Annotated in this window: 18 protein-coding genes; 11 read left to right on the top strand and 7 right to left on the bottom strand. The window is 74.2% G+C overall.

The features are described from left to right. Window positions 1-64 precede the first annotated feature (64 nt). The 3 genes from ACFY4B_RS25175 to ACFY4B_RS25165 all read left to right on the top strand — a co-directional run bounded on the left by ACFY4B_RS25175 (window position 65) and on the right by ACFY4B_RS25165 (window position 3,504). On the top strand, window positions 65-1,444 hold the full coding sequence (locus ACFY4B_RS25175) for a serine hydrolase domain-containing protein (RefSeq protein ID WP_387971164.1): 1,380 nt from the start codon (window positions 65-67) through the stop codon (window positions 1,442-1,444). 405 nt (window positions 1,445-1,849) lie between these two features. Further along, on the top strand, window positions 1,850-2,686 hold the full coding sequence (locus ACFY4B_RS25170) for a GNAT family N-acetyltransferase (RefSeq protein WP_387824381.1): 837 nt from the start codon (window positions 1,850-1,852) through the stop codon (window positions 2,684-2,686). Beyond that, on the top strand, window positions 2,683-3,504 hold the full coding sequence (locus ACFY4B_RS25165; RefSeq protein ID WP_117486526.1) for a 1-acyl-sn-glycerol-3-phosphate acyltransferase: 822 nt from the start codon (window positions 2,683-2,685) through the stop codon (window positions 3,502-3,504). Before ACFY4B_RS25170 ends, ACFY4B_RS25165 begins: the two co-directional genes overlap by 4 nt. Window positions 3,505-3,579: 75 nt before the next feature. Here the strand turns inward: ACFY4B_RS25165 and ACFY4B_RS25160 are convergent, their stop codons facing one another. After that, window positions 3,580-5,145: an MFS transporter gene (locus tag ACFY4B_RS25160; protein WP_387971161.1), complete on the bottom strand. Its 1,566-nt coding sequence runs from the start codon at window positions 5,143-5,145 to the stop codon at window positions 3,580-3,582. A 124-nt stretch (window positions 5,146-5,269) separates the two neighbouring features. Here ACFY4B_RS25160 and ACFY4B_RS25155 point away from each other — a divergent pair, with 124 nt between their 5' ends. From ACFY4B_RS25155 to ACFY4B_RS25145, 3 genes are all read left to right on the top strand, one after another. Then, window positions 5,270-5,968 (top strand): TetR/AcrR family transcriptional regulator, encoded by a 699-nt coding sequence (locus ACFY4B_RS25155; RefSeq protein ID WP_074003603.1) that lies wholly within the window; start codon window positions 5,270-5,272, stop codon window positions 5,966-5,968. Between the two features lie 129 nt (window positions 5,969-6,097). Next, window positions 6,098-7,060, top strand: a complete 963-nt coding sequence (gene pip / locus ACFY4B_RS25150; protein WP_387824369.1) for a prolyl aminopeptidase — start codon at window positions 6,098-6,100, stop codon at window positions 7,058-7,060. 72 nt (window positions 7,061-7,132) lie between these two features. After that, window positions 7,133-8,131, top strand: a complete 999-nt coding sequence (locus ACFY4B_RS25145) for a YdcF family protein (RefSeq protein WP_387971158.1) — start codon at window positions 7,133-7,135, stop codon at window positions 8,129-8,131. A 129-nt stretch (window positions 8,132-8,260) separates the two neighbouring features. Here the strand turns inward: ACFY4B_RS25145 and ACFY4B_RS25140 are convergent, their stop codons facing one another. Continuing rightward, the gene (locus tag ACFY4B_RS25140) at window positions 8,261-8,809 is read right to left on the bottom strand and encodes a PaaI family thioesterase (protein WP_387971155.1); all 549 of its coding nucleotides are present in this window, start codon (window positions 8,807-8,809) and stop codon (window positions 8,261-8,263) included. 200 nt (window positions 8,810-9,009) lie between these two features. Between ACFY4B_RS25140 and ACFY4B_RS25135 the strand changes: the two genes are divergently transcribed. After that, entirely contained in the window at window positions 9,010-10,497 is a 1,488-nt protein-coding gene (locus tag ACFY4B_RS25135; protein ID WP_387971152.1) for a PHB depolymerase family esterase, read from the top strand. 98 nt (window positions 10,498-10,595) lie between these two features. Here the strand turns inward: ACFY4B_RS25135 and mca are convergent, their stop codons facing one another. Beyond that, complete coding sequence (gene mca, locus ACFY4B_RS25130) at window positions 10,596-11,525, bottom strand: mycothiol conjugate amidase Mca (protein WP_387971149.1); 930 nt, start codon at window positions 11,523-11,525, stop codon at window positions 10,596-10,598. Window positions 11,526-11,553: 28 nt separating this feature from the next. Continuing rightward, on the bottom strand, window positions 11,554-12,999 hold the full coding sequence (locus ACFY4B_RS25125; protein WP_107086515.1) for an MDR family MFS transporter: 1,446 nt from the start codon (window positions 12,997-12,999) through the stop codon (window positions 11,554-11,556). A gap of 195 nt (window positions 13,000-13,194) precedes the next feature. Here ACFY4B_RS25125 and ACFY4B_RS25120 point away from each other — a divergent pair, with 195 nt between their 5' ends. Then, window positions 13,195-13,842 (top strand): TetR/AcrR family transcriptional regulator, encoded by a 648-nt coding sequence (locus ACFY4B_RS25120; RefSeq protein ID WP_074003609.1) that lies wholly within the window; start codon window positions 13,195-13,197, stop codon window positions 13,840-13,842. 118 nt (window positions 13,843-13,960) lie between these two features. Then, window positions 13,961-14,641: a DUF6445 family protein gene (locus ACFY4B_RS25115; RefSeq protein WP_117486534.1), complete on the top strand. Its 681-nt coding sequence runs from the start codon at window positions 13,961-13,963 to the stop codon at window positions 14,639-14,641. Window positions 14,642-14,671: 30 nt separating this feature from the next. On the opposite strand, the gene ACFY4B_RS25110 is transcribed toward ACFY4B_RS25115, so the two are convergent. Then, window positions 14,672-14,848 (bottom strand): hypothetical protein, encoded by a 177-nt coding sequence (locus tag ACFY4B_RS25110; RefSeq protein WP_387971145.1) that lies wholly within the window; start codon window positions 14,846-14,848, stop codon window positions 14,672-14,674. A 147-nt stretch (window positions 14,849-14,995) separates the two neighbouring features. On the opposite strand from ACFY4B_RS25110, the gene murQ reads away from it, so the two are divergent. Further along, on the top strand, window positions 14,996-15,901 hold the full coding sequence (murQ, locus tag ACFY4B_RS25105) for an N-acetylmuramic acid 6-phosphate etherase (RefSeq protein ID WP_387971142.1): 906 nt from the start codon (window positions 14,996-14,998) through the stop codon (window positions 15,899-15,901). A 58-nt stretch (window positions 15,902-15,959) separates the two neighbouring features. Here murQ and ACFY4B_RS25100 read toward each other — a convergent pair whose 3' ends face one another. After that, window positions 15,960-16,472 (bottom strand): isochorismatase family protein, encoded by a 513-nt coding sequence (locus ACFY4B_RS25100; protein WP_387971139.1) that lies wholly within the window; start codon window positions 16,470-16,472, stop codon window positions 15,960-15,962. 50 nt (window positions 16,473-16,522) lie between these two features. Further along, window positions 16,523-17,233: a TetR/AcrR family transcriptional regulator C-terminal domain-containing protein gene (locus tag ACFY4B_RS25095; protein WP_387971136.1), complete on the bottom strand. Its 711-nt coding sequence runs from the start codon at window positions 17,231-17,233 to the stop codon at window positions 16,523-16,525. 127 nt (window positions 17,234-17,360) lie between these two features. Between ACFY4B_RS25095 and ACFY4B_RS25090 the strand changes: the two genes are divergently transcribed. Further along, window positions 17,361-18,674: an MFS transporter gene (locus tag ACFY4B_RS25090; protein ID WP_387971134.1), complete on the top strand. Its 1,314-nt coding sequence runs from the start codon at window positions 17,361-17,363 to the stop codon at window positions 18,672-18,674. The last annotated feature ends 11 nt before the right edge of the window (window positions 18,675-18,685 follow it).

The raw sequence follows: 18,685 nt of genomic DNA, 5'->3' as shown, positions 1-18,685 counted from the left end.
GGGTCGGCGTCGCGGCCGGGCTGGACTACTGTCCGTGCACATGTCGATGAGTCCAGAAGCCCACATGACCGACCTCCCCTCCGAGCTGCTGCCCGCCACCCGCCGAGCCCTGCTGCACCGGCTCGCCGTCGCCCAGGCCGAGGGGCGCACGCCCTCGATGGTCGCCGGAGTGCTGCGCGACGGGCGGCCGGTGTGGAGCGGCGCCCGCAGCATGGTCGACGGGCACGCGCCGACCCCGGACGTCCAGTACCGGATCGGCTCGCTCACCAAGACCTTCGTCGCCGTGCTGGTGATGCGGCTGCGCGACGAGGGCCTGCTCGACCTCGCCGACCCGCTCTCCCGCCACCTGCCCGGCACCCCCGCCGACGACGCGACCGTCGCCCAACTGCTCGCGCACTCCTCCGGCCTGACCGCCGAGACCCCCGGCCCGTGGTGGGAGCGGACCGAGGGCTCGCTGCGGCCCGGCCTCGACGACGTCCTGGAGGCCGACCGGCCGCTGAAGCACCCCGCCGGGCGGGTGCACCACTACTCCAACCCCGGCTACGCGCTGCTCGGCGCCCTGGTCACGAAGCTGCGCGGCGAGCCCTGGGGCGAGGTGCTGCGCCGCGAGGTGCTGGCCCCGCTCGGCATGGACCGCACCACGCTGCTGCCCGAGCACCCGCACGCCGGGGGCTTCGCCGTCCACCCCTGGGCCGACGTCATGCTGCCCGAGCCGCTCACCGACACCGGGCTGATGGCGCCGGCCGGCCAACTCTGGTCCACCATCGCCGACCTGGCCCGCTGGGCGGCCTTCCTGACGGCCGGCGACGACAAGGTGCTGTCCGCCGACACCGTCGCCGAGATGCGCCGCCCGGCCGTCGCCCCGGACGACGCCGAGTGGACCAGCTGCTACGGCCTCGGCCTGCAACTGCGCCGCGACGAGGGCCGGCTGCTGTACGGGCACACCGGCTCGATGCCCGGCTTCACCGCGGGCCTGTGGATCAGCGAGACCGACGGCCTGGCCGCGTACGCCCTCTCCAACGCCACCAACGGCGCCAGCGCCCCGTCGCTGGCCGCCGAGTTGATCGCGCTCACCGCCGACCTGGAGCCCCGGCTGCCCGAACCGTGGCGCCCGCTCGCCGAGGTGGACGCGGAGCTGCTGGAGCTCACCGGTCCCTGGTACTGGGGCGCAGCGCCGGCCGCCCTGCGGCTGCGGCCCGGGCGGGTGCTGGAGCTCGCCCCGCTCACCGGCCGGGGCCGGGGCTCGCGCTTCCGGCCCGAGCCGGACGGCACCTGGACCGGTGTGGAGAACTACTACGCGGGCGAGACCCTGCGGGTGGTCCGCCACCCCGACGGCACGGTCAGCCACCTCGACGTCGGCTCCTTCGTCTACACCCGCGAGCCGTACGGCCCGGCCGGCGCCGTCCCGGGCGGGGTCGACCCGGAGGGCTGGCGGGCGTTCTGAGCGGCGCGCCGCTCTCCTCACGACAGCGGCACGTCGGATCGTCACGACGGCGACGTGACGCGAGCGGCGTGACGGCGCGATCGTGACGACAGCGGCGTGACAGCAGCCGCGTGACGACCGCGGGGTCGCGACAACGGGGGCGTGCGGTGCGGCCGTACGCCCCCGTGGTGCGTGTTGTCCACCCCCCGCGAACGAGCGCCCGGTGCCGGGCAGATGACCGCCGGGCCACGGGTGGTGCCATTCAACAGGTGCACATCTGCGGTCCTCCGGGCCGCAACATGAATGCCAACCGATTCGGAGAGAAACACGGGGACCGGTTCGCGTCCATGCCCAACCGCCTGCGGACCGGGACGGTGCCCTGGTGATCCACGGCACCGCCGATCGTGCTGCCCTGGAGGGTCCGCCATGACCACCGTCCCCACGTACGCTCCGTCCGCAGTCACCACCACCCACGACGCCCCGGCGGTCCCCGCGCCCCGCCCCCACCGGCCCGCCGCCCCGGCCTCGTACACCGTCTCCCTCGCCCGCGACGAGGACGACGTGCGCGCCGCCCAGCGGCTGCGCCACCAGGTCTTCGGCACCGAGCTGGGCGCCGAACTGCACAGCCCGGTCGCGGGCCTGGACGTCGACCCCTTCGACGAGTTCTGCGACCACCTGCTGGTCCGCGAGGGCGAGCGAGGAACCGTCGTCGGCACCTACCGGCTGCTGCGCCCCGAGGCCGCGCGCCGGGCCGGACGGCTGTACTCCGACGGCGAGTTCGACCTCTCCGCGCTCGCGCCGGTCCGCCCCGGCCTGGTCGAGCTCGGGCGCTCCTGCATCCACCCGGACCACCGGGGCAACGGCGCCGTCATCAACCTGATGTGGGGCGGCATCGCGCGCTACCTGGCCGACACCGGCAACACCTGGGTCGGCGGCTGCTGCTCGATCGAGCTGGCGGACGGCGGCGCCACCGCGGCCCGGGTCTGGGACACCGTCAGCGCCAAGCACCTGGCGCCCGAGGAGTACCGGGTCACCCCGCACCGTCCCTGGGACGCCACCGGGGTGGCGCGCGCCGAGCGGGGCGCGCTGCCGGCCCTGCTCCGCGGCTACCTGCGGCTCGGCGCCTGGGTCTGCGGCGCGCCCGCGTACGACCCGGACTTCGACTGCGCCGACCTGTACGTGCTGCTGTCGCTGGAGCGCACCGACCCGCGCTACCTGCGGCACTTCCTGTCCGGCGGACCCGCCTCGGGCGCCTCGTCGTGAGCGTCTGGCTGCCCACCGCGACCTGCCGGCCCGAGACCTGCCTGGCCGACGTCCCGCCGAGGGTCTCCCACCCCCGGCGGGCGCTGCGGCTGACGGCCTGTCTGGCGGCGGTGCTGGCCGGGGTCGTGCTCCTCCCGCCGGTCCGGCTGCTCCCGGACCGCGCCCGGAACCGGCTGGCCCGGCTCTGGGCCCGGGTCGTGCTGCGCACCCTCGGGGTGACGGTCCACCTCGCCGGGCCCGACGGCTGGGGGCCCGGCGCGGACGGCGGGGTGCTGGTGGTGGCCAACCACGTGTCCTGGCTGGACATACCGCTGCTCGCCGCCGGGCGGCCGGGCCGGTCGCTGGCGAAGACCGAGGTCCGCCGGTGGCCGGTGCTCGGACCGCTGATCGCCTTGGGCGGCACCGTCTTCCTGGACCGCGACCGGCTGCGGACGCTGCCGGACACCGTCGCGACGGTGGCCGAGGTGCTGCGCTCCGGCCACCCGGTGATCGTCTTCCCGGAGGGGTCGACCTGGTGCGGGCGGGAGAGCGGCCGGTTCCGGCCCGCGCTGTTCCAGGCGGCGGTGGAGGCGGGTGCCGACGTCCAGCCGGTGACGATCCGCTACCGGCTGGCGGACGGACGGCCGACCAGCGTGCCCGCCTTCATCGGGGACGACGGGCTGCTCACCTCGCTCGCCCGGGTGGTCGCGGCCCGCGGGCTGGTCGCCGACGTGACCTTCCTGCCGCCGATACCTCCGCCCGGGCCCCGGCCCGGCCGGGCGGGCGCCCGGCGCGAACTGGCCCGCACGGCGCAGGCGGCGGTGGAAGGGATCCGCTGACCTCGCGCGGCCTCCTGTGACCTTCCCGGCCTTCCGCGACCTCCCGACAGCACCTCACCGGTCGGTCCCGGCGGCTCAGGCGACGCCCGCCCCGGCCAGGTCCTCCGGCCGCGGCTCTCCGGAGGCCGCCGGGGCGAGCGGGCGGGCCCGGCCGACCAGGACGGCGACCAGGACCGCGGTGACGGCGAGCGCGGCCGAGCCGCAGCGCAGCGCGAGGTGGATGCCGTCGACGAAGGCCCCGTCCACCGCCTGGCGCACCGGCTCGGGCAGTGCGCCGGCCGCGCCGCCACCGCCGTGGGCCGCGCTGGTCGGCGCGTCCGCGATCGGGCCGACGGCCTCCGGCGGGACGCCGAGCCGGTGCAGGGCCGAGGTCAGCCCGTCGGTCATCCGGTTGGTCAGGACGGCGCCGAGCACCGCGATCCCGAGCACGCCGCCGAGTTCGCGCAGGGTGTTGACGGTCGCCGAGGCCATCCCGGTCTGCGCCGGGGCGACCCGCTGGAGCACCGCGATCGAGACCGGGGTGAAGGTCAGCCCCATGCCGAAGCCCATCGTGAACAGCGTCCACAGGTACTCCGGGTAGCGGGCGTGGTCGCCGTACAGCGACAGCCCGCCGAGACCGAGCGCGCACAGCGCGAGGCCCAGCACCATCGGCGGCCGGGGGCCGTACCGGGCGGCGAACCGGCCGGACAGCGGCCCGGCGACCACCAGCATCGCGGTCATCGCCAGTCCGGCGTACCCCGCGCCGGACGGGGACCAGCCGAGCACGCCCTGCATCATCAGCGGCAGGAAGAACAGCGCCCCGAACATCCCGAAGCTCACCATGAACCCGCTGAGCAGCGCACCGCTCAACGCGCCGTCCCGGAACAGCCTCAGCTCCAGCATCGGCTCGGCCAGGCGCAGTTCGAGCAGCAGGAAGGCGGCCAGCAGGACGGCGGCGGCAGCGCCGCAGCCGGTCACCCGGGGGTCGGTCCAGCCTCGTGCGGGGCCCTCGATCAAGGCGTAGACGAGCAGGCCGAGGCCCGCCGCCGAGAGCGCGAACCCGCCGAAGTCGATCCGCCGGGCGCGCGGCGGGATCTCCGGGAGGACCTTGGCGGCGAGCAGGACGCCGGCCACGCCGATCGGCACGTTGATCCAGAACACGCTGGCCCAGCCGAAGTGTTCGACCAGCGGGCCGCCGATCACCGGGCCGATCGAGAGGCCGATCGCGGACACCCCGGACCACACGCCGATCGCCTTGGCCCGCTCGCGCTCGTCGGTGAACACGTGCCCCAGCAGGGTCAGGCTGCCGGGGGTGAGCAGCGCCGCCCCGACCCCCTGGACCATCCGGCCCGCGACCAGCACGCCGATCGTTCCGGCGAGCGCGGCCACGGCGGAGCCGAGCGTGAACAGGCCGAGCCCCAGTACGAACATCCGGGTACGGCCGTGGCGGTCGCCCAGCGCGCCGCCGGTCAGGACGAGTGCCGCGTAGACCAGGCTGTAGCCCTCCGCGACCCACTGGAGACCGCTGATCCCGGCGTCCAGCTCCTGCCCGATGCGGGGCAGGGCGACATTGACGACGACGTTGTCCAGCATGGCCATGAACATGGCGATGCAGAGCGTGAGCAGCGCGAGCCGTTTGCGGCGGGCGCTCGACTTCTCCATGGGTTCCCTTCCGATCATGAGCCCCTAACAGTGTTAGGGGTCGGCGTGACAGCCACAGAGTGCACCTAACGGTGTTAGATTGCAAGCGGGAATCGACCGCACCACCGGAGGCGTCCGCACAGCCATGCCGCAGAACCACACCGACACACCCGGAACCGACGACGCGACACCCGCCCTGACCAGGGAGGCCCTCGCCCAGGCCGCACTGCGCGTCCTGGAACGGGACGGCCTGGCCGGGCTGTCCATGCGCAAGGTCGCCGCCGAGGTCGGCGTCAAGGCGGCCTCGCTGTACTGGCACGTCCGCAACAAGCAGGAACTCCTCGACCTGCTCACCGACGCGGTGATGGGCTCCGCCGAGCCCCCGCCGCGCGAGGGCGACTGGCGCGAACAGTTCCACGCGTACTGCTGGCGCTACCGCCGCCTGCTGCTCGGCACCCGGGACGCGGCCAAGGTCGTCGCCGGCCGGCTCGCCCCCGGACCCAACCTGCTCGGACTCATGGAGGACCAGCTGGACCGGCTCCGCGCGGCCGGCTTCACCGACGCCGACGCCGCCATGGCCAGCTACCTGCTCGGCGCCTTCGTCCAGGGCTTCGTGCTCCAGGAGCAGTCGCCGATCTCGGCCTCCGAGGTCCTCGGCACCAGCCGCCGGGACATCGCCGACGCCGCCGGAGACCTGTTCCGCGCCCTGCCCGCCGAGACCTTCCCCAACCTGGTCGACCTCGCCGACGACCTCACCGAGCCGAACATGGACGCCCGCTTCGAGTTCGGCGTCCAGCGGATCCTCGACGGCCTCGCGGCCCTGCTGCCGCCGGAGCGGCGCTGAGCCCAGGGCCCGGGGCCGGTCCTCCCCGTCCCGGGCCTCCATCCACGCCGCCTCCTCGGGCCGGACCCCGGCCTCCGGCAACGGGTAGGCTCACCGGGCCCCGCCCGTACGACCACGGAGGAGTCACCGATGCCCGAGCCGTACCCCCTCTACGAACCCTACGCACAAGGCCTGTTGGACGTCGGCGACGGTCAGCTGATCCACTGGAACGCCTCCGGCGACCCGGCCGGCAGGCCGGCCGTGGTGGTGCACGGCGGGCCCGGCTCCGGCCACAGCCCGGGCGCCCGACGGTACTTCGACCCGGAGCGCTACCACCTCGTCCAGTTCGACCAGCGCGGCTGCGGGCTCAGCCGGCCGCACGCCGCCGACCCGTCGACCAGCCTGGAGCACAACACCACGGCGCACCTGATCGCCGACATGGAGCGGCTGCGCGAGCACCTCGGCATCGACAAGTGGCTGCTGTACGGCGGCTCGTGGGGCTCCACGCTGATCCTCGCGTACGCGCAGGCCCACCCGGAACGGGTCTCCGCGATCGTGATCTGCGGGGTCACCATGACCCGTCCCGAGGAGACCGACTGGCTCTACCGGGGCGTGGGCCGCTTCCTGCCCGGGCCCTGGGAAGAGTTCCGGGACTTCCTTCCGCCCGCCGACCGGGACGGGGACACCGCCGAACTGCTCGCCGCCTACAGCCGGCTGCTCAACAGCGCCGACGAGTCCGTCCGCCGGGCCGCCGCCAATGCCTGGGCCACCTGGGAGGACGCGGTCATCTCGCACGAGTCGCTGGGCAAGCCGAACGCGTACACCGACCGCCCCTCCGAGGCGCTGATGGGCTTCACCCGGATCACCGCCCACTACTTCTCGCACCAGGCCTTCCTGCCGGACGGCCAACTGCTGCGCGACGCCGGACGGCTGGCCGGAATCCCCGGCGAGCTGATCCACGGCCGACTGGACCTCGGCGGACCTCTCGCCACCGCCTGGCAGCTGGCCAAGGCCTGGCCGGACGCGCGGCTCACGGTCATCGACGAGTCCGGGCACACGGGGAGTCCGCGGATGCGGGAGGCAGTCCTGGCCGCGATCGAACGCTTCGCCTGAGCGCTCCGCAGCCCTGGGGTCGGGCCGGTCCGATCAACGGCCCGACCCTACGGCGACCGTAGAATACGGCGCATGATCGCCTATGCCCCAGCCGCCCTGTTCTTCGTCCTGTTCGGACTCGGGGTACTACGCGACCGTCGCCAGTTCAGCAACGCCATCCTGCTCGGCATCGCCGTCTCACTGCTCTCCCTCGCCGTGCTCGCCGAACTGCGCAGAGCCCCCACCCTGGTGGTGGAGATCGCGATGGTGGCGATCTTCCTCCTGCCGACCGTCGGAACGGTGGCCCTGATCTGGTTCCTCATCGCCAACGGCCTGACCATGATCCGCAAAGAGGGCAGACGGCCGGCCAACCTGCTCTCGCTGCTCGCCGGTCTGGGTATCGTCGCCGTCATCCTGATGCTGTTCGTGGCCCTCGCCCTCCGCTCGGCCCGACTGGGCATCGTGGTCGGCACCCTGCTCCTGGTGATCGGCTACGTCTCCTTCCTCTTCACCTGCTTCATCGGCTACGCCTTCCTCTACGGCCGCCACCGGCCCCGCCAGGACGTGGACTTCGTGGTCGTGCTCGGCTCCGGACTGATCGGCGGCGAGCGCGTCCCACCGCTGCTCGCCAGCCGGCTGAACCGGGGCCGCGAGGTGTACGAGGAGCAGGCCGCCCGCGGCAACCCGCCGGTCCTCATCACCTCCGGCGGCCAGGGGCCGGACGAGAAGCTGCCGGAGTCCCACGCGATGGCCGACTACCTGGTCGAACACGGCTTCCCCGCCGAGCACATCGAACGGGAGGACCGCTCGCGCACCACCGAGGAGAACCTGCGGTTCAGCAAGGCCATCATGGAACAGGCCAAGCCCGACTACCGCTGCGTCGTGGTCACCAACAACTTCCACGCCTTCCGGGCCGCCCTGCTCGCCCGCGAGACCGGCGTCAACGGCCACGTCTTCGGCTCCCCCACCGCCCGCTACTACTGGCCGAGCGCGACCATCCGCGAGTTCGCCGCGATCTTCCTGTCCCACAAGCTGGTCAACTTCGGCATCTGCGGCCTCATCGCCCTCTGCGGCCTGCTCGGGGCACTCTGAGCGGCTCCTGCCGCTCTGACCTCTCCGGCTGCTCCGACTGCCAGGTTCGGGCCCCGGTCGCCACAGCGGCCGGGGCCCGGCCCTTTCCGGGGCGGGTACGGCGACCGCCCGGCCGGGCCACCCGCTCGGTCAGGCCTCCGGGCGGGGAGCCAGGATCGCGCAGGTGGTGGTGGCGTGCGCGTAGAGCTTGCCGTTCTCCGCGCCCACCACCCTGGCCTCCGCCGTCGCCATCGTCCGGCCCAGGTGCAGCACCACGCCCTCACAGCGCAGCGTCCCGGAGTCGGCGAAGAGCGGGCGCAGCATATGGACGTTGAGCTGGGTGGTGGTGTAGCCCACCTCGGCCGGCAGCCTGCTCAGCACGGCGCAGCCGAGGGCCGAGTCGAGCAGGGCCGCCAGGTAGCCGCCGTGCACGGTGTTCATCGGGTTGTGGAGGTGGTCTCCGGGTTCGCCCCGGAACACCGCCGTCCCCGGCTTCACCTCGGTCAGGTGGAAGCCCATGGTGCCGCAGATCGAGGGCTCCGGGATCCGCCCGGCGATCCACTCCAGCAGGATCTCCTCTCCGCTCAGGTGGGTGAACTCGGCGATCGGCGGGCCGGGCGTCCAGGTGTGGGTCCGGGTGCGCCGCTCCGGGCCGTTCGTGGGCTGGGGGCCTTCGGCGGCGATCTCATCGGTGGTCATGGGATCAACCTGCCTGGTCCGGCCGCCTGCCTCAAGTGCCTTACGGCGCGCGGTGGGTACGGGGCCGCGGCCGCCGGACCATGGCGGCCCGTGCCATGCCCGGGCGGCGGACCCCGGATGACCGCCACATGGCACCGGGGCTCCTGGCGCGCCACGCTGCACGGGACCGGCCCCCACTCCTCCCCCACCCAGGAGTCCCCATGCCCCTGCGCCCCACCGCCGCGGCGTTGTTCACCGCCGCCGTCCTCGCGCTCGGTACCGCCGCACCCGGCGCGGCCGCGGCCTCCGACACGGTTTCCACCCTGCCGTCCGCAGCCGCAGCCGTAGCCGCGGCCGCGAGCGGCAGCTTCCAGCAGGTCACCGGGTTCGGCACCAATCCGGGCAACCTCGCGATGTACACCTACACCCCCGCCGGGCTGCCCAGCGGCGCTCCTCTGGTGGTCGCGCTGCACGGCTGCGTCCAGAGCGCCACCGACTACTACCGCAGCTCGGGCTGGACCAAGTTCGCCGACCAGTACGGCTTCGCGGTGGTGTTCCCGCAGACCAGCAGCGTCAACAACAGCCTCTCCTGCTTCAGTTGGTTCGACGCGGGCAAGGCCGCCCGGGGCGTCGGCGAGGCCAGGTCGGTGGTCGAGATGGTCACCAAGGCCGAGTCCCTGTACGGCTCGGACGCCCGCCGGGTGTTCGTCACCGGGCTCTCGGCCGGCGGCGGGATGGCCGCCGACCTGCTGGCCGACTACCCCGACGTGTTCGCCGGCGGGGCGATCGACTCCGGGCTGCCCGCCCACTGCGCCGCCACCCAGGCCGCCGCCTCCGGCTGCCAGAACTCCGACCAGGGGCTCACCCCGGCCCAGTGGGGCGACAAGGTCCGGGCCGCGTACCCGGGTTACACCGGACCGTGGCCCAGGGTGGCGATCTGGCAGGGCACGGCCGACACCGTGGTCAGGCCGGTGAACGCGACCGAGCTGCGGGACCAGTGGACGAACGTCCAGGGCATCGGCCGCCAATCGACCGGCACCCGGAGCCTCCCCGGCGGCACCACCCAGGAGCTCTACGCCGACGCGAGCGGAAAGCCCGCCGTGACCGTGTTCACGATCAGCGGGATGGGCCACGGCCTGGCCGTCCACCCGGGCTCCGGGGCCGACCAGTGCGGAGCGACCGGCGCCTACTTCCTCGACACCATCTGCTCCGGCTACTACACCGCGCAGTTCTGGGGGCTGGACGGCGGTTCCGGCCCCACCGACCCCGGGCTGCCGGCCCCGATCGGCCTGACGGCGAGCGCGACCGCCGGTTCGATCGCCCTCGGCTGGCAGGCCGTCAGCGGCGCGGCCTCCTACCAGGTCTTCCGCAACGGCGGCCAGGTCGGCACCACGACCGGCACGACCTTCACCGACACCGGACTCGCGGCCGGCACCACGTACGGCTACACCGTGGCGGCGGTCGACGGCTCGGGCACGGTCGGCGCCCGCTCGGCGGCGGTGACGGCGACCACCCCGGGCGGGGGCGCACCCCAGTGCTTCACCGCCAGCAACTACGACCAGGTCCTGGCCGGCCGTGCCACCCAGAGCGGCGGCCTGACCTTCGCGCTGGGCTCGGGCCAGAGCATGGGGCTCTGGAACACCTTCGTCACCCACACCCTGAAGCAGACCGGCCCGGGCTTCTACGTGCTCGCCGACGGCCAGTGCTGAACGGACGGCAGCCCGCCCGTCACCGAGCAGCACCACGACCACCCGCCCCACAACGGCCCACACCACGACGGCCCGCGCCGCCACGCCGACCGTGAGGCTCATCCCGCCCCCACCTCCACCTCCACCTCCGCCCGGAGCCCGGCGAACAGGTCGGTCTCGATCCCGCCCGCCGCGGCCGCCGCACCGGCCTCCGGCAGCAGACTCCGGGCGAGGTGGTAGTCCTCCGTCGGCCAGACCTCGCGCTCGATGTCCCGCGGGTGGGCCATGAAGGCCACACCCGGCTGCACCTGGGTGGCGTGCGCCAGCATCGCCGCGTCCCGTACGGCGAACTGCTCGGCGCAAGCGATCCGGGTCGTGGTGGCCAGGGCGGGCGGGGTGTCGGGCCAGCCGGCCAGCAGCTCGCCCATCTCCGAGGGGACTCCGCGTTCCGTCATGGCCGTGTGCAGCGCCTGGAACCAGGCCCGGGAGAGCGCCAGGTGGTAGTAGAGCTTGGACACCTGCCAGGGCTCGCCCTGCCCGGGGTGGCGCTGCGGGTCGGCGGCGGCTTCTACGGCCGCCACGGTGACCTGGTGGGTCATCACGTGGTCCGGGTGCGGGTACCCGCCGGTCTCGTCGTAGGTGACGACCACCTGGGGGCGGAACTCCCGGATCAGCGCGACCAGCGGCGCCGCCGCCAGCTCCACCGGCCGGGCCGCGAAGCAGTCCTCCGGGAGCGGTTCGCCCGGCCCGGGCATCCCGGAGTCGACGAAGCCGAGGAACCGCTGGCGCACACCGAGGATCTCCCGGGCGGCCGCCATCTCCTCGCGGCGGACGCGGGCGATGTCGGCCCGGACCTCGGGCCGGTCCATGGCCGGGTTGAGCACCGAGCCGCGCTCGCCGCCGGTGCAGGTGGCGACCAGGACGTCCACGCCCTCGGCCGCGTACCGGGCGAGGGTGGCCGCGCCCTTGCTGGACTCGTCGTCGGGGTGCGCGTGCACGCTGAGCAGGCGGAGAGCGCCGGGGTGACGGGTGGACACGGGTACCTCCATGCTTGGGTGGTCGGAAGCCGCTCGGCGGTCAGCGGGACGGGCGGGTGTTCGGGTAGAGCAGTGCCGGGGCGATGGCGAGTGCCGACAGGGCCAGCACCCACCAGAAGGTCTCGCCGAAGGCCGCACCCGGCTGGTCGGGGTGCCCGCCCTGCGCCTGCTGGAGCGCCAGCGTCAGCACCGCCGTGCCGAGCGCCCCGCCGAGCCGGTTGAGCACGTTGACCGCGCCCGCCGCCGCCGGCACCTGGGCCTTCTCGACGCTCCCGTACACCGCCGCCAGGCCGGGGATCGCGATCAGCCCCATGCCCGCGCCGCGCAGCGCCAGCGAGCCGGCGATCAGCCAGGCCGCCGGTTCGGAGCCGCTGCCCAGCCGGGTGAACGCGAGCGTGCCGACCAGGGAGCAGGCGATGCCGATCATGATCAGCGGACGCGGCGCGAAGCGGTCGGTGATCCGGGCGGCCAGCATGGCGGTGACCGCCGTACCGAGGGCCTGCGGCGCCAGCAGCAGACCGGCCTCCACCGCCCCGGCGTGCTTCACCTGCTGGTAGTACAGCGGCACCAGGAACATCGAGCTGTAGAGCGCGGCGCCCTGAAGGAAGCTGTTCGCCGTCGCCACGGAGAACCCGCGCCGGGCGAACAGCCGCAGGTCGATCAGCGGCGCCCGGCCGGCCTTGCGGCCCACCCGCAGCGCGTGCCAGCCGTAGACCGCCACCAGCACCGTGCCCACCACCAGCGCGACCCAGCCGGCCGTCGCGCCGTCACCGATCGTCGAGAGCCCGTAGACCAGCCCGGTCAGACCGGGCGAGAGCAGCACCAGCCCCGTCACGTCCAGCCGGGGCTTCGGTATGTCCGACGCCTCGTCAGTCGGCAGCCAGCGGGCGGCGAGCAGCAGGATCACCAGCCCGACCGGCACGTTCAGCAGGAACATCCAACGCCAGTCGAAGTGCTCCAGCACCAGCCCGCCGAGGATCGGCCCCAGGACCGGGGCCAGGCTGATCGGGAGCATCAGCGTGCCCATCACCCGCCCGACCCTGGACGGCCCGGCCGCTTGTATGATGATCGCCTGGCCGAGCGGTTGAATCATCCCGCCGCCGATCCCCTGCAGCACCCGGAAGGCGATCAGACTGCCCGTCGACCAGGCCAGGCCGCACAGCGCCGATCCGAGCACGAACAGGACGACCGAGGCGAGCCACGCCCGCCGCCCGCCGAAGCGGCCGGCGGCCCAACCCGAGAGCGGCATGGTCAGCGAGATCGCCAGCAGGTACCCCGTGGCCACCCACTGCATCTCCGCGATCGAGCCGTGCAGATCGCGGCCGACGGAGTCGATGCCGACGTTGACGATCGTGCTGTCCAACAGCGCGAGCACCGGCCCCAGCGCGAGCACCGAGGCCATCTTCCACAGGCCCGCCGGAATCGGCTCCGGCGCCCCCTCCCGGACTCCTCCCGGCTGGTCCTTCGCGGCGACGGATGTCGTCATGCGCCCCTCCCCTAGTCGCAGTCGGGCCAGCGCCCCCCGAACCCGCGTGCGGCACCCCGACGCTCGCTCGGCACACTCTCGGACGCTCACCCGGGCAGCCGCTCCGGCCGCCCGAGAAGAACTTAGGCCGGACCCACTGATTAGGTCAAGCCTAATTCCTGTACCCGACCCAGCAACCTGCGCTACGCTCCCGGCATGACCGAGAACGCGACCACGCCGAGCCTGCGCGAGCTCAACAAGCGCCGCACCCGCGAGGCGATCTCGCACGCCGCGACCAGGCTCTTCATCGAACAGGGCTTCGACCGCACGACCATCGCCGAGGTCGCGGCCGCCGCGGGCGTCGCCAAGATGACCGTCACCAACCACTTCCCGCGCAAGGAGGACCTCTTCTTCGACCTGCACGAGGAGCTCGTCGTCCGGCTCGCCGCGACCGTCGCGGGGCGCGCGCCGGGCGAGTCCGCGCTCGCCGCGCTGCGCCGCGACTGCCTCGCCGGGCTCGACCGGCACGACGCCCGGCTCGGCTTCTCCGGCCCGGAGTTCGCCCGCACCGTCTTCGACAGCCCCGCCCTGGGCGCCCGGCTGCGCGAGCTGCACGAGCAGGGCGAGACGGCGCTCGCCGAGGCGCTGGCCGAGGCGGTGCACGAGAGACCCGTCGGCTTCGAGTGCCGCGTCGCCGCCGCGCTGCTCGCCGCCGTCGACCGCGCGGTGTTCGCCGAGGTGTTCCGCCGCACCCTGGCGGGCGAGGAGCAGGCGGCGATCGCCACCGCCGTCCGCCCCTCGGCAGTCCGGGCCTACGACCGTCTGGAGGGCGCCCTCGGGAGCTTCGCCGTACGGGAGGCCTAGGCCGCGGGCCCGGCCTCCGACCAGGGGCTGAACCACGTGTCCGGGCCGGAGCACCCTTGACGAAAGGTTGACCTGCTCACGGCAGAAGGTTGGCGATGGCCGCCTCTATCGTCGGCCCATGCCCTCACAGCCCATCAGGCCCACCGCCCTGCCGGTCCTGCCCTACCGCAAGCCCACCCGGGGCCGGGACTACTGGGTCCTGGACAACGTGCTGCCCGACCCGGACGCCGTCCGGGAGCGCTGTCTGGCCCGCGGGGACTGGACCGAGGGCTACCCGCACCGCCCCGAGACCTGGCCAGGGCTGCGCACCATGCCGGGCCTGGACCCCGGGGAACTGGCCCGGGTCGAGTCGCTGGTCCGCAAGGCCACCGGCGCCTCCCGGCTCTGGGTGCAGAGCACCCCGGGCGGCGGCACGCTCAACCACAACTGCGTCCAGGTCGTCGGCGCCGGGGAATCGGAATCCCGCCCCCACACCGACTCCCGCGCGCTCTGCCGCTACGCCGCCGTCCTCTACCTCAGCCCCGGCGCCCCGAAGGACGCCGGCACCAGCTTCTACCGCCAGCAGTTCCCCGGCGGCCGCCTCGGCGGCAACCTGGTCAACGCCCCGCACAACAACCTGGTCGAGGCACTCGGCACCCGCCATGTTCCCGGCGACCACTTCACCGAGGACGTCCGCGTCCCCAACCGCTACAACCAGCTGCTCCTCTACCACGCCAACCTGATCCACAGCGCCACCGGCTACTACGGCACCGACCTGGCCGAGCGGCGGATGACGGCGGTCTTCTTCTGGATGGCCTGACCCCCACCCACTCTCCGGACGACCCGCCCCTCAGCCGGCGCCCACGTGCGCCAGACTCGCCCTGGTCAGCGCCGCCGCCAACCGGGCCTGGTCCGCCGGCCCGACCAGCGCCCCCAGTGCGGCCGGTTCACCCGGCAGCCCGAGCGTCCGGGCCTCCGCCGGCACCCGCTCGTCGAAGTACGGCCGCAGCGAGGGCCAGACCGCCATCGCCTCGCGCCGGCCCCCTCATGCCCGCCATCCACGCTTGCCCGGATTCGGGCACCCCGCACCCGGGGAGGCTGGCCGCATGAACGAGCGAATCATCGGACGATGTGCCCAGGCGAATGCCACGGCCGCGCGAAGCGAGGCGGGCGCATGAGTCGTGACACCGTTCCCGCGACCGAGACCATCCGCCCCGAGTGGGCCGCGATCGACGAGTTGCCCACGGTCGAGCTGCTCCGGCTGATGAACGCCGAGGACCGTACGGTGCCCGAGGCCGTCGCCGGGGAGTTGGAGCGGATCGCCGCCGTGGTCAACGCCGTGGCCGCCCGGATGGCGCGTGGTGGCCGGCTGGTCTACGCGGGCGCCGGGACGGCCGGGCGGCTCGGCGTGCTGGACGCCGTCGAGTGCCCGCCGACCTTCGGCACCGATCCGGCGCTGGTCGTCGGCCTGATCGCGGGCGGGCGCCCGGCCGTCACGGCGGCGGCCGAGGGCGCCGAGGACCGCACCGACCTCGCCGAGGCCGATGTGGCCGCACTCGCCCTCACCCCCGCCGACACCCTGGTGGGCGTCTCCGCCTCCGGCCGTACGCCCTACCCGCTGGCCGCCGTCCGCGCCGCACGCGCGGCGGGGGCGCTGACCGTCGGGCTGGCGTGCAACCGCGGCTCGGCGCTCGCGGCCGCGGCCGAGCTGGGCATCGAGGTGGAGGTCGGCCCCGAGGTGCTGGCCGGATCGACCCGGCTCAAGGCGGGCACGGCGCAGAAGCTGGTGCTCAACCTGCTGTCCACGGCCGTGATGGTCCGGCTCGGCCGGACGTACGGAAATCTGATGGTCGACCTCCGCGCCACCAACGACAAGCTGCGCGACCGCGCCCGACGGATCGTCGCCGAGGCGACCGGCGCCGACGGGACCGCGGTCGACCGCGCCCTGAGCGCGACCGGCGGCCGGGTCAAGGACGCCATCCTCTCCCTGCTCGCGGACGTGGACGCCCCCACCGCCGCGCGCCTGCTCACGGCCTCGCAGGGACGGCTGCGCGAAGCCCTCCGCCTCGCCCGGCCGTAACAGCCCTGCACCGCGCCCGGCCAAAACCCCGCCCGGCCGTAGCCCCGCCCCCGCCGACTCACCCCAACCGCACGTCCGCCGCCACGACGACCTCGCCGAGGCGCGGGAAGTCCAGTTCCACCGACGCCCGGTGCTCCTCCGCCGTGAGCGCGGCCATCGCGTCCTCGACGAACACCAGCCGGTACCCGTGGTCGCCGGCGGCCCGGGCGCTGGATTCCACGCCGAGGTTGGTGGCGATCCCGGTGAACACCAGGGTCTCCACGCCCCGCGCCCGCAGCAGCCCGTCCAGGCCGGTGCCCTGGAAGGCGCCGATGGTGCGCTTCACCACGACCTCGTCGGCCACCGCCGCGACCTCCGCGACCAGCCCGCTCCCGGGCGGCTGCTCGGTGACGTTCGGCCGCTCGACCCGCACCGCGACCACGGGCGCGCCCGCCGCCCGGAACTCCCGGGCCAGCTCCAGCGAGGCCTCCACCACCTCCGAACCGGTGCGCGGCGCGAGCGGGTTGGCGACGATCCGGTCCATCAGGTCGATCAGGACCAGGGCCGTACTGCGGGGATCAAGGGTGGTCATGGACGTCACGCTAGTCCAGTCACGCCGGCCCGTCCGACGACCGGCCCATCCTACGACCGCCCCCCCTGGGCCCGACCCTCCGAGGCCCGGACCTCCGTCACCGGAACGCCCTCCCCCGCCACCGGAGCACCCTCCCCCGCCTCCCGCGCGATCTCCGCCCGGAACCCCTCGATCAGCACCCGCAGCCCGTACTCGAAGTCCGCGTCGTGGTCGGTCATCCGCAGCACGTCCACCGCTTCGCGCAGCAGCGGCAGTTCGCGCAGTGCCTCGTCCGGGAAGGGCGGCCGGTCGCGGTCCGCGGTGTCCTGCCGCCAGGCCTGCTCCTCGGTGACCCAGCCCATGATGTACCGGTCGACGGTCAGCAGCAGCCGCAGCGCCGTGCGCGGGCGCAGCCCGGCCCCGCACAGGGCGGCCAACTGGGCCTCGACCGCCGGGAGTTCATCCTCCCTGGGCAGGGTGCCGGCGTGCACCCGGGCGCCGTCGCGGTAGGCGAGCAGGGCGCCGCGCTTGGCGCGGGCGTCGGCGGCGATCCACTCGGGCCAGTGCGCCGGGTCCGGCTCGCGGTCGGGCGGGAGGGCCTCGGCGAGCATCGCCTCGGCCATCAGGTCGAGCAGTTCCCGCTTGTTCTTGAAGTGCCAGTACAACGCCGGTGACTGGACGCCGAGTTCACGGGCGAGCCGGCGGGTGGTCAGCCCGTCGATGCCCTCCTCGTCGAGCAGGCGCAGCGCCGTGCGCACCACCTCGTCGCGTTGCAGCGCCATCCGATCGCCCTCCTGGGTTATCCGCTTGCCAGACCCACCTTATCGCCGATAAGTTCCCGAGCTGGAATTTATCAGCGATAAGGACGGCCGTCGCGACGCCGACGACCGCGAAGGGATCCCACCCCTCGTGACCTCCAACCCGAACCCCACCTCCGGACCCGACCCCACCTCCAGCCCCGACCGCCCCTGGTCCCGCCTGCTGCCGAACACCGCCCCCTGGCGCTCCTCCCGGGACTTCCGGCTGACCTGGACCTCCGGCACCGTCACCCTGCTCGGCTCGATCTTCACCATGACCGCGATCCCGCTCCAGATCGCCGACCTCACCGGCTCGCCGCTGGCCGTGGGCGCGGTCGGCGCGGTCGAGCTCGTGCCCGTCATCCTGTTCGGCCTCTACGGCGGCGTCCTCGCCGACCGCGCCGACCGCCGCACCGTCGCACTGGCCACCGAGGTCGCCCTGGCCGCGCTCAGCGCCTTACTGCTGGCCAACGCGCTGCTCGGCACCCCCGCCGTCTGGCCGCTCTACGTCACCGCCGGGGTGGCGGCGGCGATCCAGGGCATCCAGCAGCCCTCGGTCGAGGCGATGGTCCCCCGCCTGGTGCCCCAGGACCAGCTGGTGGCGGCGGGTGCCCTGCTGTCCCTGCGCTGGAGCATCGGCGGCGTGGCCGCCCCGGCGGCGGCCGGCCTGCTGATCGCGACCGCCGGCGTCCCGGCGGCCTACCTGGTCGACCTCGGCACCTTCCTGCTCTCGATCGCCCTGCTCGCCCGGGTCCGGCCGGTCCCCTCGGAACGGGACGCCGAGGCGCCGCAGCTCACCGAGTTCCTCGACGGCGCCCGGTACGCGGCCCGGCGGCCCGATCTGGTCGGCACCTACCTGGCCGACCTCGCGGCCACCGTCTTCGCCCTGCCCACCGCGCTCTTCCCGTTCCTCGCCGCGGAGTTGGATGCCACCTGGGCGCTCGGCCTGCTCTACTCGGCCGGTGCGGCCGGCAGCCTGATCGCCGCCGCGACCGGCGGGTGGGCGGAGCGGGTGCACCGGCACGGCCGGCTGGTCCTGCTCTCCGCCGCCCTGGTCGGCGCGGCGACGGCGGCGGCCGCCTTCGCCCCGGGCCTGTGGGCCGTCCTGCTCTGCCTGACCGTCGCGGGCGGCGCGCACTGGGTCGGCGACACCTTCCGCAGCGCCATCTGGAACCAGTCCATTCCGGACGAACTCCGGGGCCGAGCAGCCGGGTTGGAGATGCTGATCGGCTCCGCCGGGCCGGCCCTGGGCGACCTGCGGGCGGGCGGGCTCGCCGCCCGCCAGGGCATCCGGGCCGCGCTGCGCACGGGGGGCCTGCTCTGCCTCGGCAGCTCGGCCGCCGTGTCCGCCGCGCTCCCCGCGCTCTGGCGCTACGACCAGCGGGCGCACCGCACCGGGCCGGCCGCGCCGGAGCCCACCCCGTGACGCGCCCGCCG

The organism is Kitasatospora sp. NPDC001261 (assembly GCF_042896795.1).
In the GTDB taxonomy this organism is placed as follows: Bacteria; Actinomycetota; Actinomycetes; order Streptomycetales; family Streptomycetaceae; genus Kitasatospora.
The sequence above is the reverse complement of the archived record's forward strand: the minus strand, read 5'-3'. Positions and strand labels throughout refer to the sequence as shown.